Here is a 13,658-nt window from a genome sequence, read left to right on the forward strand (position 1 = left end):
TGATCAGCCCACCAGATTATTGCGGTTGGCGATAACAATCAGATCTACCAGTGTTTTGACACCGAGTTTCGTCAGCAATCGGGTTTTGTAGGTACTGATGGTTTTATTGCTCAACGTCAGTTCATTGGCGATTTCGATGTTGCTATAACCTTTGGCGAGGTAGATCAGCACCATCATTTCGCGATCGGTAAGCGTAGCGAGTTTTTCACTCTCCGTATGGGATGAAGCTTGCAACGTCTCAACCTGCAGGAAATCTTCAGCCGGGAAAAAGGTGTATCCCGCTCGCACGGCGCGAATGGCATCCAGTAAGTCTTCTAAGGTTTCCGTTTTTTCCACAAAACCCGACGCGCCGGCTCGGCGACAGCGGCCAGCAAACGAAGCGGCACTCTGAGAAGTAAACACCAGGATTTTAACTGCCATACTGGCGGCCCGAGCACGGGTAATCACTTCAAGTCCATTGATGGTAGGAATAGCAATATCCAGAATCACCAGATCCGGCTGTAAATTTCGCATCATCTGCAGTGCTTCAGCGCCATCTGCAACTTTGCCAATCACCTCAATGTTCTCTCGCGTGAGTAACATTTCCACCGCTGTTCGTACCACCGGATGATCGTCGACAATGAGCGCCGTCACTATTTTGCTGGTTCCCGACATGCCCAGCCTATCCTGTACGGCCATCATTAGCCCCTTTGCAATCAAACATTAACCGTATCTATTACCGTTAAGATTAACCTGGTTTTCACAACTATTACTGTCAGCGAGAAAACCGGGTGAAATTCACCCGGTACGTTACTGAGCATTATTGCGATTAGAAGCTCAACTTCACACCAATCGCCGCGCTGGTATCACGATAGTGATTATTACCTGCCTGCTGACCAATGCTGCCCCACAAATTGAGGTTGGAACGCAATTGGCTATCAACACCGACACGCAGCTCAGCAACATTCTTCTCGCCCTGCGCGCTTACTTTCACGCCGTCCAGCGAGGTGGCAAAAGTCTTGCTGTTATTGATCCAGTTGGCTTCCAGATAAGGTTTGAACACCGTCTGACCGTTTTCGCCCGCTGTTTTCATTGAGGCGCGGACGCCTAAACGTGACTGCACGTTGCCATCGCCCTGACTAGTGACGCGCGTACCATTGGCTTCAGTCACATCATCAGTTTTCACGCCCATCCAGATAAACTGCGCGTTAGGCTCGATAAAGTAGCTGTTGTTATAGCGGTCCTGACCCAGTTTCCAGCTATAACCGCTTTCCAGCGAGGCGGTGAAACCACGTGACTGATAGCGCTCGGCGCTTAAATGATCGCCATTGACGCTGTTATTAAACCAGCTGTACTGCAACCAGCTATCCACATAGGCACCGGTTTGCTGTTCAGGCTGCTGATACCAGGTGCCGTAAACGCCGAGATTATAACCGGTGGTATGGCCCTGAGAACGATAACCGGTCACGTTCGAATCGGTGTTGCTGCGCGCGTTGCCATATCCCGCCATAGCGCCAAGGTGCAGATTGTCGGTGGTTAACAGATCGCCGCCCAGTTGCAGGACATAACGATTGGTTTCGGTTTTCAGCTGCCCGGAGCTGTCACGCACCTGCTGATGACCGCCCAGATTACGCATCCACAGACTGGTGACTTTTTTCTCGCCGCTCAGGGCATCAACATACTGTGTTTCACCGCCGCGATCGTGCAGGCGCAGGTTAAACAGCGTATTGGAGGCTGCGATGTTAGCAATATAGTTGCCGGCCTCAGGACGTAGCGTCATTTTCCCTGCTGGCGGAGGCGTAATTACTGGGCCGCCAAAGTCACCATCGCCGCCTACCGGATCGGGATCGGGTGCAGTAACCGGCGTTTCGCCGCTCACCAGATACCAGTTCTTACTGTTGCTGTCGATTCCACGTTGCAGATGGTAATCATAGGCACCTGCGACGATACGCCCTTGCTGGGTAAATTCGCCATTTGATTCACCGGCGACGGAAATCAGTTCGATACCTTGCAAGGTCTGCGCACCGTTACCGCCCGCTTTGTTAATCACAACCTGCGTGTTGCCAGATGTATTGCCATTCACCACCAACTGGTCGTGCGGCGAGTCATCGCCAGCCAGCACGTTGTTCATTACCAGCGTACCGTTGTCACTATTAAAATCACCGTCTACGGTTAGCTCCCTGAAACCGCTATCGTTGTGCATAAAGACGATTTGGCTGTTCTTCAGATTGATGCTGCCGACATCAGAATCCTCAGTCATTGCCCATTGGCTGCCGTTATCCAGCGTCAGTTGATGCAAGCCTTTTGCCGCACCTTGCCATGCTGAGGCATTGTCCAGCGCAATCAGGCTATCGCGGGTGTAAAGCTTGTCGATTGCCGCATCGCCCAACAGTTGTGAACCATTGGTGGCATTCAGACGAATAAAACCAACAACAGCATTGGTGCTGTTGGTTGTGCCGCCTTGAATCAGCGTTTTGCCCGTAAGTGTCGACGCATCGGCATTGATGAGCAGCGCGGAGCTCGCATCGGCTTTGGCTGCCACGTTATCCGAGGCAATCAAAGTGTTGGTGAGATTCACCGTTTGCACCGCGCCAACTTCAGAGCGAATACCAGCCGCATTACTTCCGTTTACGACTACTTTAGAGTTGCTAACATTTGCAGTGGTCTGGCTTGCGCCACGACTGAGATAAAGGCCTGTTGCAAAGCCACCATTGGCATTATTGATGGCGATATCAAGATTGTTGGCATGCAGGGTTCCGTTATAACGGGTTACAATAGCGGTGCCGCCGTTGTTGCCGGTGATGGTGACGCCATCAAGGTTTGCCGTGCCAGCATCAACATAGATACCCTGCGAATTTGATAGACCTTCGCCTAGCGTCAAAACACTGTTAGTTAGATTCAGTTGTGAACCTGAAAAGCCCCAGATCATCGGACCATAAGCATCCGAAGTTTGCGTTATATGCAGATTATTCGCATTAATCTGGGCTTTTCTAATCCAGATCGCACTGCCTGCGCTGGTTAAGTTGAGTGAATCGGCATTTACTCTTGCATCAGTGTCAGCAAAAATTGCCGCCGCGCCGTTACTCCCCGCCTGACGCAGTGCGGTAGTGGTAATATCCATATTGCTTACATCTACAGACGCGCCTGCGGTTGCCTGAATCCCATGGCCATTAGCACCTTGCGTGTTGATGGAGCCACCGTTTAGCATGACGTGAGTTGCAGCACCTGATGCAAGAACGCCACGTGCGCTGGCATTGGTCGTCGTAATATCAATATTGGTGGCACTAATATCGCTAACACTGGCATAGATGCCATGCCCGCCAACACCTTCAGTCAACAACGTCGCCGTATTAAGATCGATGTTGCTGCCGTTGGTGGCCGTGATTGCTGTGTTTGTACCGCCGCCGGTACCCGTTGCGTGAATATTAAGTCCACTGATTTTCACACTGGCATTGTCAACTAACATGCCATCTTTGCTACTGGTGATGCGCACGTCATTGCCAGTTACCGTACTATTTTCTCCGACAATTAAAGCCGCAGATCCTGAGATAGTTGATAGCTCACTATTGGCTATTTTCGCTGTTGAGCCACCCAAAACCGTCATCGTAGGCGTCTGGAACGTTTGCATGGTGCTGTTACGAACATCAAAAGTCGCGCCATCCTGCACTTGCACTGCGTTCGCGGTAGGTGCAGATGCACTGATAAATCCATTATCAAAAATAGCGTTAGCGGCTGAGCCCTTAACGATCATCGCCGACTCGGCACGCGCCGTCATGACGGTTTCACCTTCGAAAGTTGCCGTTGTGTTATCAACAACCTGCGGGTTTGAAGCGAAGCTCGCAGTGCTGACTGCCAGTAATCCGCCAGCCGTTATCAGCTGCAGCATTTTTGGGCATCGAACGACTGCGGGAATAATACCGGCAGTATTGTTGCTTTTGCCGCGACTATTCGCGAGTTCAGAAACCACCACCATGCAACGCTGTGAATTATTCCAGATAACGCGATAAACTTTATTCATTCCAGTTTCTCTTCTCTATTTTCTAGCGCCTCGCAACGGTATGAGGCATGCAGGATTTTGTTGAAGAGGACTATAAGGAAGTCGCACTGGAAGGATTAGTCTGACGCGTCCTATAGATTTGTAGGACATTTCCGATCGGACGATTCTTAAAAAATGAACGCCTTTAAAGGATTGATATGAACACTAATGCAATTGAAATAAGTGTCGGAACAAGCCGAGATATCCAGGGAATTTCGTACTTACAGGAACAGAATCTCGCTGCCAATAACGGCACGCTCTCCGCTGCTCTTCCAGAATCGGTAATTGCTGAGATGATGGCTGAAATGCCGGTGATCGTTGCACGTTCTGGCGATAAGGTGCTGGGATTTTTAATGACCTCGACATTAACCAAAAACGCTGACATGCCGATTATTAAAGCTATGCTCGCCAGTTATTCCGGCAGCGAAAACGCATTTTTATATGGCCCTATTTGCGTCAGTAGTGAGGCACGAAATCAGGGATTAGCTAAACAGATGTTCGCTGCACTACGTCCACGTGTGGCAGGAAAAGAAGGTGTGTTGTTTATTCGCAATGATAATGTCGCCTCACTTAAAGCGCATGTGAATATGGGCATGAGCGTGGTTGCTGAGTTTGAATTCTCGGGAAAAAGTTATTCGGTATTTTCGTTTATTGGTTAGTCCTTTCTTTTTTGATTTCCCCTTTGCTTTCAAATTGCGCACAAATTCAGGTCGCCATTAATGACGACCTTACGGTTGCGAGCAAATTTTGTGTGATTGTGGTTGCATTTTCTCCATTGATTGCTGGTTAAGTGCGCACATCAAGGCGCAAAATGGAATATATAATCCAATGTGAATATATATTCACGAATGCAATCATCTGAGGAGAAGGTCGAATGAGTTCCTACACGTATCCGAAATTCGGTGCCGGCTTGTGGCACTTTGCCAACTATATCGATCGTTACGCCGTAGATGGTTACGGACCGGCGCTCAGCACCCTTGATCAGATCAAACTCGCTGGCAGCGTCGAGGACCTTTCCTACGTTGATGTGCCCTATCCGTTCACCGAAGGCGTAACGGTCGCGCAGGTGAAACAAGCGCTGACCGATGCCGGACTGAAAGCGATTGGCGTGACCCCGGAAATCTATCTGCGCCGCTTCTCACGCGGTGCCTTCACCAATCCAGATGCCGCCATTCGTAAACAGGCGTTTGATTTGATGCATGAAGCGGCCACCGTGGTGCGTGAGTTGGGCGCTAACTACGTGAAAGTCTGGCCAGGTCAGGACGGTTGGGATTATCCGTTCCAGGTCGATCATAAAAACTTGTGGAAGATGGCGGTGGATGGCATGCGCGAACTGGCGAGCGCCAATCCGGACGTCAAATTTGCTATTGAGTACAAGCCGCGTGAACCGCGCGTGAAAATGACCTGGGATTCGGCCGCGCGTACTCTGCTTGGCATCGAGGATATTGGCCTGGATAACGTCGGCGTATTACTGGATTTCGGTCATGCGCTGTTTGCTGGGGAGTCGCCAGCGGATTCCGCCCAGCTGATTATCGATCGCGGCCGCCTGTTTGGCATGGACGTCAACGACAACCTGCGCGGCTGGGATGATGATCTGGTGGTGGGCACAGTGCACATGACCGAGATTTTTGAGTTTTTCTATGTACTGAAGATCAACAACTGGGACGGCGTGTGGCAGCTCGATCAATTCCCGTTCCGCGAAGATCATGTAGAAGCTGCCAATCTGTCGATTCGTTTTCTCAAGCATATCTATCGCGCGCTGGATAAGCTGGATATCGCCGCATTACAGGAAGCACAGCGCGAGCAAAACCCACTGAAAGCGCAAAGAATTATCCAGAATGCGCTGCTGACCAGCATAGAACAGTAAGCATCTAAACGCGCAGCCTGATAGGTTCTGGCTGCGCGTTTAGATTCAACCGACAATCTCGATCAGATTACCATCCGGATCGCGAATGATGGCTTCGTAAAAGCCATCGCCGGTGGTACGGGCCGGACTGACTAAAATCCCCTGCTCGCTTGCTTTGGCAACCATCGAATCCACCTCTTGCCTGGAACCGACATGAATCGCGATATGCGCCCATCCCGTCAGCTCTTTTCCATGAGGTCCTGCTGCTAAATCGTCAAGACTCATCAATTCTAAGGTTGGACCTTCGAGCAAACTGATGAAATGAGAGCGAAAACCTGGACGGTTTTTGCTGATGTAAAGTTCATTGGATGTCCCGGCAAAAAAATCCTGCCAGAAGGATTTTTGGGCACTTAAGTTGCGCGTCCACAATGCCACATGTGCGATTTTCATGCGTTCTCCCTCGCGGTTGTTTTCTCGCCCAGATTTAGCGTGAATGACAATGCCGCAACCACTAGCATCAGCGCCATGATCAGTGAAAATGCAAAAGTCAGAGAACTAAAGTGCGCAACATAGCCAATTACTGCGGGTCCACTGAGTACGCCGAGATAACCTAAGGTGGTCATTGCTGGCACCGCGACAGCCTGCGGCATGACTTTTTGCTGCCCAACGGCAGAAAACATCACCGGCACAATGTTGGCGCAGCCTGCGCCAATCAAAACGTAGCCCACCAAAGAGAGCGGCCACGATGGCACATAAGTGACCAATGCCAAGCCAATTGCTGCAGTGATTGCACCCGTCAACACTATAGGTAAACGCCCAAACGTGGAGATAATGCGATCGCCGGTCAACCTGGCCGCAGTCATCGCAATGGCAAAGCAGGTGTAACCCAGTCCACCTAGCGTCTCAGGCATATTTCGCGCCTGGGTCAAATAGACGGCGCTCCAGTCCAGTACCGTTCCTTCGGTCAGAAATACCGCGAAGCAAACGAGTCCCAGCAGCAGTACGCTTCCGCGCGGCACGGCGAAGGCCGGTCCTTCTTTAGGATTGGCATAGGTCAGAAGTCCCGGATAGCTGAGCACGGCGAGGATAATCACCGCAAAAGTCACCAGCAGCGTTCCGGCTAAAACGGTCATTCCCAGCGACAGCAGCAATGTCATTACGCCGGCACCGGCAATACCGCCGAAGCTATACATGCCGTGAAAACCAGACATCAGTGGAACTGAGGATTGTTTCTCCACCAGAATAGCCTGAATGTTCATCGCGCAATCTGTCACGCCGACACCAATGCCAAAAATCAGCAAAGCCAGGCCAAGCAGTAAAGGATCTGCAATCACAGCGAGCAGTGGCGTGCTGAGGATGATTAACCCCATTGCAACGATGATCACCCTCCGGCAACCAAAGCGGCTGGTGAGCAATCCGGTAACGGGCATGGCGATTAGCGCACCAAATCCCAGACATAATAGCAATGTGCCAAGCATCGCCTCGTTAACACCGGTGTTATTGCGCGCGAAAGGCACAATCACCGCCCAGGTCGCAGTCACAAATCCGGCGATAAAGAACGTCAGTCGTGTGGCATGACTTGGGGTGATGCTTTGGGGTTTATAAATCATTTCACTCCTCGTTTGAGCGGTTAATAAGCATGATTTCTGCAGAGGTACATTGCGATTGACATTGTGTTTGCCATTGCGCGATTATGCTCGTTATAGATTGGTTGTGTTTTTTTAAGGAACTTACATGCTCGATTATGCAGCTTTCCCAGAACAGCGACAAGAGCTGATACGACAAATTTTGCGCGACCAGGGCCGTGTTGTTTGCGTCGATCTGGCCGCCCAGATGCAGGTTTCAGAGCACACCATTCGGCGCGATCTGCATGAGTTGAGTAAAGAAGGCGTGTGCAAAAAGGTGTATGGCGGGGCGGTATTACAGATACCTGAAGCGGGTTCTTTCCAAAGCCGAAAAGAGCAAAATCACGCAGTAAAAGACATGATCGCGCAACAGTGTGCCAGCCTGGTAAAAAACGACACCTGCATTTTCATTGATGCGGGCACCACTAATCTGGCAATGGCGCTGGCGCTACCGGAAACACTCTCTTTAACCGTCGCAACCAATGCTCCCGATATCGCTGCAGCGCTGTTAAAACACCCGAAAATAGACGTCATCATGCTCGGCGGCCACATTCAGAAAAACAGTGGCGGCAGCGTGGGTCATACGGCGATTGAGCAACTGCGAAATATCATTTTCGATCAGGCTTTTATTGGTGGTTGTGCGATGAGCCCTGAATCCGGGCTGACGGGTTTTGATTTTGCCGACTGCGAATTCAAAAAAGTCGCCATCAAGCAAAGCAATCAAACCATCGTTGGGCTGACGGCGGATAAAATTCCCGGCGTGGCCCGGTTCTCGGTAGCCGGTTGCGAAGAAATCGATATTCTTGTGGTAGAAGAGAAACTTAACAAAGAGTTTTACAACGCTTTTCGCGCTGAGGATATCACGCTGATTAGCGTATAGAATGCGGACTCAGTTACGCAAATGCGAACGGCGCACACGCATTTCACCGTGGCGCCAACGCTCATCCGCACTCTCGCGACCATCAATCAAGCGGTTCAACGCTTCGGCGATCAGCAAATCAATACGCTGACTAAAGGTGGTGAGCTGGCAGCCTGGCGCGCTGGCTTCTTCGATATCATCAAATCCCACCACCGCAATCTTAGGCATATTCGGCGCGGCACGCATTGCTTCCATCGCACCGAGCGCCAGCACATCGTTTTCACAGAACAGCGCATCAATCACAGGGTCCGGCCGTTGCAGATAATCGCTCATCGCTTGCCAGCTGCGCGCGCGATCGTAACTGCCCGCTTTGAGCAGTACATTAATCTGGAATCCCGCTTGTTGAATCGTCGCTTCAAATCCCTCTTTACGTAGCAGATGAGAAGTCGGCGTATCCGGACCTTGCATAAAGCCAAAACGTTGCGCGCCCTGCGCCAGCAAAAGTTCGGCGATTTGTTTACCGGCGGCATAACCATCAATCGCCACCACATCAATGCCCTGCGCATGCGTATTGCGACACAGCTGCACCAGCGGAATGTTGTACATATCCTCTACCAGATTAATCAGCTGCGCCGATAGCACCGTACCGAGAAACAGAACGCCGTCGATCTGCAATTGATCCGCCTGCGTCATCACCGATCGATACGGTTCGCCATCAGTGATGTTGAGGATCAGCGCCATGTAACCACGGCGTTGCAGCTGCTGCGTGGCTTCATTCAGAATCATCAGCGTGTGTGGATTCTTCAGTTCATCGATCACCACGCCAATGATATGCGTCTTCTTTTTCACCAGGCTGCGCGCCAGCAAATTGGGGCGATATCCCAGCTCTTTAGCGATGCGCATCACCTTCTCCCGCGCCTTTTCGGAGATTGAAGCACCAGGCATAAACGCACGCGATACCGTCCATTTCGACACGCCCGCGAGAATGGCCACATCGCTGGCCGTGGCCTTTTTCACTGTTCTCGTCATCGGCTTCCTTCCGTAATTTACCTGGCAAAAAGTGAGCATAGAGCGATTCCCCACGTTAGCAAGAGGCGACTTTCGCAAACTTTGCACCCGGTTGCATTTTTGTTATGCACTCGGGTGCAAATCGTGATGATTTTGTGATCGTGGTGATGAAATCGATTTTTGCTGCGTTGACTATTTTTCAACCGTACCAGAGAGTGAAGACAGCACATCGCGTTGTCCGTCTGAACATGATGTCAATCAGCGGCAGCAATCCCGTTGATTTTGCACCCGGATGCAAAATAATAGAAACCTCCCCTACAGAGATAAAAAAATGAAATTATTCAAGGTAGTAATGCTTATCTGCGGTTTGCTCAGTGTGTTCACTGCCCAGGCGAAAACCTATATGGTTGGCGTCGCTCTGGCTAATCTCGATCTCAATTTCGTTTCCATACTGCGCAGTCAGATGGAAAAGCAGCTCAAAGACAAAGGGCTTAACAGCCAGTTTGCCGATGCCAAAGGTGATGTGTCCCTGCAAATTCAGCAGGTAGATGATTTCATCAATCAGGGTGCAGACGCGATCATCATCAACCCAGTGGATACGCAAGGCGTGATGCCAGTGATCGCCGCTGCGCAGAAAGCCAATATCCCGCTGATTTTCGTTAACCGTAAACCCGAAGTGAAACTGACCGGCAAAATGGCCTACGTCGGTTCCGACTCGGCGTTGAGCGGCAAGATGGAGATCGAAGCGTTAGCCAAGCGGATGGATAACAAAGGCAATATCGCTGTTCTGATGGGCGCCCTTTCCACTGAAGAAGCGCGTCAGCGCACCAAAGCGGTTGAGGACTATGTAAAGGATCATCCCGGCTTGAAAGTGATCCAGAAACAGAGCGCCAACTGGCAGCGCAACGAAGCGGTCGATAAAACCTTGTCATGGTTGCAGGATGGTAATGACATCAATGCCATCATCGCCAATAACGATGAAATGGCGATCGGCGCGATTATGGCGCTCGATCAGCTGAAGAAAAGCAATGTGCTAGTCGCCGGTATTGATGGCACGCCGGATGGTTTGCAGTTTATAAAGAACGGCAAAATGGCGGTGACGATTTTCCAGGATGCGAAAGGTCAGGCAACCGGCGCAGTCGATGTGGCTTACGACATGTTGAGCGGTAAAAAGACCGAAGCCTATAACTGGGTGCCATATCAAACGGTGACCAAAGAGAATTACCAGGAATTCACCAGTAAGAATCAGAAATAACACCACTGTGTAGGGTCGCCATTCATGGCGACCTCCTTCTAACCAATGCCTTTAAAGCAACGCAAAGCGCGAATTTTGTTGCTTCCATTGCACTGCCAACCCGCTATGTTGGAGTAAAAAATGGAGGTAAACATGCTCAAGCCGTCTTCGCCCTGGTGGTGGGATCTCTCAACCCGGGAATTCAGTGAATTGGATATGGCGAACATCGTCGCCGTGCTGCCGATTGGCGCAGTAGAACAACATGGCCCGCATCTGCCGGTGCGTGTGGATGCCGCCATCAACGCCGGGATCATTCAACGCACGGTGGAATTATTGCCCGACGATCTCCCGCTGCTGGTGTTGCCCGCGCTGCCGATTGGTAAATCGGACGAACATCTCGCCTATCCCGGCACCCTTTCCCTGCCGTATGACGTGTTAGGCAAAGTGTGGTTCGAGGTGGCGAAAAGCGCCTGGCGCGCCGGAATTCGTAAGCTGATTTTCTGGAACTCGCACGGCGGACAGCCGCAGCTGATGGAAATCGTTTGTCGTCAACTACGCATCGAACTGGGCATGTTTGCCGTCAGCGCCAGCTGGTTCCGCACCATTGATGCGTCAGACCTTTACAGCGCGCATGAACTCAATCACGGAATTCACGGTGGTGAATCGGAAACCAGCATGATGCTGCATTTGCATCCTGAATTGGTCCAGATGCAGCACGCCGCTGATTTCGTTTCTACTTCGGTGGCACTCGAAGCAACCGGCGGGATTTTGACGCCGGAAGGCGGCATTGGTTTTGGCTGGATGGCGCAGGATCTGCACCTTTCGGGCACCACCGGCAATGCCGCAGCAGCTGATGCTGAACGCGGGGCGATTGCCACCGATCGTGCCGCGCAGGCGCTGCTGAAGCTGGCGCGCGAGGTGCATAATTTCGACATTAATTTCCTCACAGAACGCACCGCGTTCTCGTAGGGTCGCCATTTATGGTGACCAGGAGCGCGTTAATGCGCTCCCTACAAAACCCACAACGTTGCCATTTATGGCGACCAGGCAATTAACGCAATTCCGACATCATCCCTTTAATGGTTTCGGCGAACACGCTACCAATCGCGCTGGTGCCACGATCGTGGCCGATCAACATCAGCGTTTGCGTGTGCTGCGCCAGTTCGCGCACCGGAATATAGATCAAGCGGCCGCTGCGCTGGTCGGATTCAATATCAATCGGCGTGAGAAACGTCAGGGTTTGATCCATCATCGCCGACTGGCGCATCACCTCGATCGAGTTGGTTTCAATTACCGGCTGCAGATTGATCGAGGCGCGCGCGAACACTTCATTTAGATACGGCCGAATCACCATCGATTTGTCGGCAATCACCACCGGATACGGCAAGCAATCACTCAAACGTAAGCTGGATTTCTCCGCCAGCGGATGGCCCGCGCCTACAACCGCACCCAATCGCACCGGCACGCTGGCAATGTTGCGATGCACCGGCTGCAGCTCGAAATCAAAACCAATCCCCAAATCGGCGTCGCCGCTAGCCACGGCGTTAGTGATGTTCTCGCCGGTGGTGAGCTGTTGCAGCAGTAATTTCACGCGCGGATTGGCGCGGCGAAACTCCGAGGCCACACGCGGAATCAGGTTCGCCGCTAATCCACTCATCATCGCCACCGTGACTTCGCCGCGCCGCAGCCCTTTCAGCTCCTCGATCTTCATCTGCGCGATTTCAATCTCTTTAAAGCTCTGTCGCACATGATGAATCAGCGCTTCACCGGCGGCGGTAAGGATCATTTTGCGCGGTAAGCGCTGAAACAGCGGCGTGCCCAGCTCCTCTTCCAGCGCAATCAGTTGGCGATTAATCGCCGAAGCCGAGATGTGCAGCCGTTCCGCCGCTTTACGAATCGAACCGCTGCGCGCCACCTGATCGATATACACAAACAAACGATGTTGCAGCATATTCCCCCTGCGTTGCCTTTAAGGCATCGGTAAGTGCTAAAAATGATGCTTTTAAGATAATGCTCTTCCGGTGATTAATACATCAAAACCACACCAGGAGAACACATGATGGCAGACGTATCCCGCAGAAAGTTTGCGAAGTTAGTGGCTGGCGCGCTGTTGTTACCCGCGCTGGCACCGATGTTGTCGCGCAAAGCGATGGCGGCGAATAGCACCATAAAAATCGCCCTGTTGTTGCCCGGCTCGGTTGCCGATGGCGGCTGGAGTTCACTGGCGTATGCCGGATTGCAGAGCCTGCAAAAAGCCGGTTTCACCGTGGCGCACAGCGAAAGCGTTTCGCAGGCGCAGATGGACCAAACCATTCGTGGCTACGCTGATGATGGTTACACGCTGATCATCGGCCACAGCTTTGAATACGGCTCGGCGTTTGCTGAAATCGCGCCGGAATATCCTGACACTTACTTCTTCGCCTCCACCTTCAAGCCAGGCGAGAAATCACCGGGCAACGTCGAATACGTCAACCTCGCCTATCTGCAAGGCGCGTATGCCGCCGGTGCGCTGGCGGCATTGATCTCGGAAAAAGGCAAAGCAGTTGGCTTTGTCGGCGGCGGCGATAATCCTACGCAGCAGGCGATGATGCGTGCTTTTATTCAGGCCGCAGAGAAAACCCGTCCGGGCATTAAAGGCATGGGTGTAGTCACCGGCGATTATGACAACGCCGCCAAAGGCCGTGAAGCCGCCACTACCATGATTGGTAACGGCGCGGATGTGATTTGGCATGCAGCAGACGTTACCGGCCTCGGCGCGATGCAAGGCGCGGCTGCGGCGAAAATCAAAGCCATCGGCTGCTATGTCGATCAGCGCGATGTCGCGCCCGATTACGTTGCCTGCAGTTTCCGCCAGAACCTCGACTGGATGGTGGAACAGGTTGGCGAATCGGTAGCGAATAAAACCTTCAAAGGCGGCGACGAATGGCATCCCACCGTCGGCAAAGCCTGGTCGGTGGTCAATGGTAGCGAGCACTACAACGCCAAACTGGTCAGCGCCAGCGCATGGGCGAGCTTCCAGCAGATCTGGCAGCAGCTTGACAGCGGCGCGCTGAAGCCAACGGTTTAATCAT

12 protein-coding genes are annotated in these 13,658 nt (G+C 52.0%); 6 read left to right on the plus strand and 6 right to left on the minus strand.

What is annotated here, in order from left to right; all coding sequences use genetic code 11:
- Positions 1-3: 3 nt before the first annotated feature.
- On the minus strand, positions 4-678 hold the full coding sequence (locus BM323_RS15000) for a response regulator transcription factor (RefSeq protein ID WP_238541722.1): 675 nt from the start codon (positions 676-678) through the stop codon (positions 4-6).
- A gap of 130 nt (positions 679-808) precedes the next feature.
- Positions 809-3,997 carry an autotransporter outer membrane beta-barrel domain-containing protein gene (locus tag BM323_RS15005; protein WP_008106214.1) on the minus strand — a complete coding sequence of 1,063 codons (3,189 nt, stop codon included), beginning with the start codon at positions 3,995-3,997 and terminating at the stop codon, positions 809-811.
- Between the two features lie 176 nt (positions 3,998-4,173).
- Here BM323_RS15005 and BM323_RS15010 point away from each other — a divergent pair, with 176 nt between their 5' ends.
- Together BM323_RS15010 and BM323_RS15015 are read left to right on the plus strand one after the other, a co-directional pair.
- On the plus strand, positions 4,174-4,674 hold the full coding sequence (locus tag BM323_RS15010; RefSeq protein ID WP_008106216.1) for a GNAT family N-acetyltransferase: 501 nt from the start codon (positions 4,174-4,176) through the stop codon (positions 4,672-4,674).
- Positions 4,675-4,889: 215 nt separating this feature from the next.
- On the plus strand, positions 4,890-5,882 hold the full coding sequence (locus BM323_RS15015) for a sugar phosphate isomerase/epimerase family protein (RefSeq protein ID WP_008106218.1): 993 nt from the start codon (positions 4,890-4,892) through the stop codon (positions 5,880-5,882).
- A gap of 45 nt (positions 5,883-5,927) precedes the next feature.
- Here BM323_RS15015 and BM323_RS15020 read toward each other — a convergent pair whose 3' ends face one another.
- On the minus strand, positions 5,928-6,311 hold the full coding sequence (locus BM323_RS15020; protein WP_008106220.1) for a VOC family protein: 384 nt from the start codon (positions 6,309-6,311) through the stop codon (positions 5,928-5,930).
- A complete protein-coding gene (locus BM323_RS15025; protein ID WP_008106222.1) occupies positions 6,308-7,471 on the minus strand; it encodes an MFS transporter in 1,164 nt (387 codons plus the stop codon). The genes BM323_RS15020 and BM323_RS15025 overlap by 4 nt, the downstream gene beginning before the upstream one ends.
- Positions 7,472-7,595: 124 nt before the next feature.
- Here BM323_RS15025 and BM323_RS15030 point away from each other — a divergent pair, with 124 nt between their 5' ends.
- Positions 7,596-8,366, plus strand: coding sequence for a DeoR/GlpR family DNA-binding transcription regulator (locus BM323_RS15030; protein ID WP_008106224.1), 771 nt, complete (start codon positions 7,596-7,598; stop codon positions 8,364-8,366).
- Positions 8,367-8,375: 9 nt separating this feature from the next.
- Here the strand turns inward: BM323_RS15030 and BM323_RS15035 are convergent, their stop codons facing one another.
- Complete coding sequence (locus BM323_RS15035; protein ID WP_008106226.1) at positions 8,376-9,374, minus strand: LacI family DNA-binding transcriptional regulator; 999 nt, start codon at positions 9,372-9,374, stop codon at positions 8,376-8,378.
- A gap of 310 nt (positions 9,375-9,684) precedes the next feature.
- On the opposite strand from BM323_RS15035, the gene BM323_RS15040 reads away from it, so the two are divergent.
- Positions 9,685-10,608 carry a substrate-binding domain-containing protein gene (locus tag BM323_RS15040; protein ID WP_036648831.1) on the plus strand — a complete coding sequence of 308 codons (924 nt, stop codon included), beginning with the start codon at positions 9,685-9,687 and terminating at the stop codon, positions 10,606-10,608.
- Between the two features lie 132 nt (positions 10,609-10,740).
- Positions 10,741-11,556 (plus strand): creatininase family protein, encoded by an 816-nt coding sequence (locus BM323_RS15045; RefSeq protein ID WP_008106229.1) that lies wholly within the window; start codon positions 10,741-10,743, stop codon positions 11,554-11,556.
- A gap of 82 nt (positions 11,557-11,638) precedes the next feature.
- On the opposite strand, the gene BM323_RS15050 is transcribed toward BM323_RS15045, so the two are convergent.
- Positions 11,639-12,538 (minus strand): LysR family transcriptional regulator, encoded by a 900-nt coding sequence (locus BM323_RS15050; RefSeq protein ID WP_008106231.1) that lies wholly within the window; start codon positions 12,536-12,538, stop codon positions 11,639-11,641.
- Between the two features lie 105 nt (positions 12,539-12,643).
- Between BM323_RS15050 and BM323_RS15055 the strand changes: the two genes are divergently transcribed.
- The gene (locus BM323_RS15055) at positions 12,644-13,654 is read left to right on the plus strand and encodes a BMP family protein (RefSeq protein ID WP_008106232.1); all 1,011 of its coding nucleotides are present in this window, start codon (positions 12,644-12,646) and stop codon (positions 13,652-13,654) included.
- Positions 13,655-13,658: the final 4 nt, after the last annotated feature.

The sequence above is a fragment of the Pantoea sp. YR525 genome (genome assembly GCF_900116775.1).
Taxonomy (GTDB): Bacteria; Pseudomonadota; Gammaproteobacteria; order Enterobacterales; family Enterobacteriaceae; genus Pantoea; species Pantoea symbiotica.

Excerpts from the sequence above, each read along its gene's own strand:
- BM323_RS15035 (WP_008106226.1), bottom strand. The coding sequence starts at position 9,374 with ATGACGAGAACAGTGAAAAAGGCCACGGCCAGCGATGTGGCCATTCTC.
- BM323_RS15045 (WP_008106229.1), top strand. The coding sequence starts at position 10,741 with ATGCTCAAGCCGTCTTCGCCCTGGTGGTGGGATCTCTCAACCCGGGAA.
- BM323_RS15015 (WP_008106218.1), top strand. The coding sequence starts at position 4,890 with ATGAGTTCCTACACGTATCCGAAATTCGGTGCCGGCTTGTGGCACTTT.
- BM323_RS15020 (WP_008106220.1), bottom strand. The coding sequence starts at position 6,311 with ATGAAAATCGCACATGTGGCATTGTGGACGCGCAACTTAAGTGCCCAA.
- BM323_RS15030 (WP_008106224.1), top strand. The coding sequence starts at position 7,596 with ATGCTCGATTATGCAGCTTTCCCAGAACAGCGACAAGAGCTGATACGA.
- BM323_RS15040 (WP_036648831.1), top strand. The coding sequence starts at position 9,685 with ATGAAATTATTCAAGGTAGTAATGCTTATCTGCGGTTTGCTCAGTGTG.
- BM323_RS15000 (WP_238541722.1), bottom strand. The coding sequence starts at position 678 with ATGGCCGTACAGGATAGGCTGGGCATGTCGGGAACCAGCAAAATAGTG.
- BM323_RS15025 (WP_008106222.1), bottom strand. The coding sequence starts at position 7,471 with ATGATTTATAAACCCCAAAGCATCACCCCAAGTCATGCCACACGACTG.
- BM323_RS15005 (WP_008106214.1), bottom strand. The coding sequence starts at position 3,997 with ATGAATAAAGTTTATCGCGTTATCTGGAATAATTCACAGCGTTGCATG.
- BM323_RS15050 (WP_008106231.1), bottom strand. The coding sequence starts at position 12,538 with ATGCTGCAACATCGTTTGTTTGTGTATATCGATCAGGTGGCGCGCAGC.
- BM323_RS15010 (WP_008106216.1), top strand. The coding sequence starts at position 4,174 with ATGAACACTAATGCAATTGAAATAAGTGTCGGAACAAGCCGAGATATC.
- BM323_RS15055 (WP_008106232.1), top strand. The coding sequence starts at position 12,644 with ATGATGGCAGACGTATCCCGCAGAAAGTTTGCGAAGTTAGTGGCTGGC.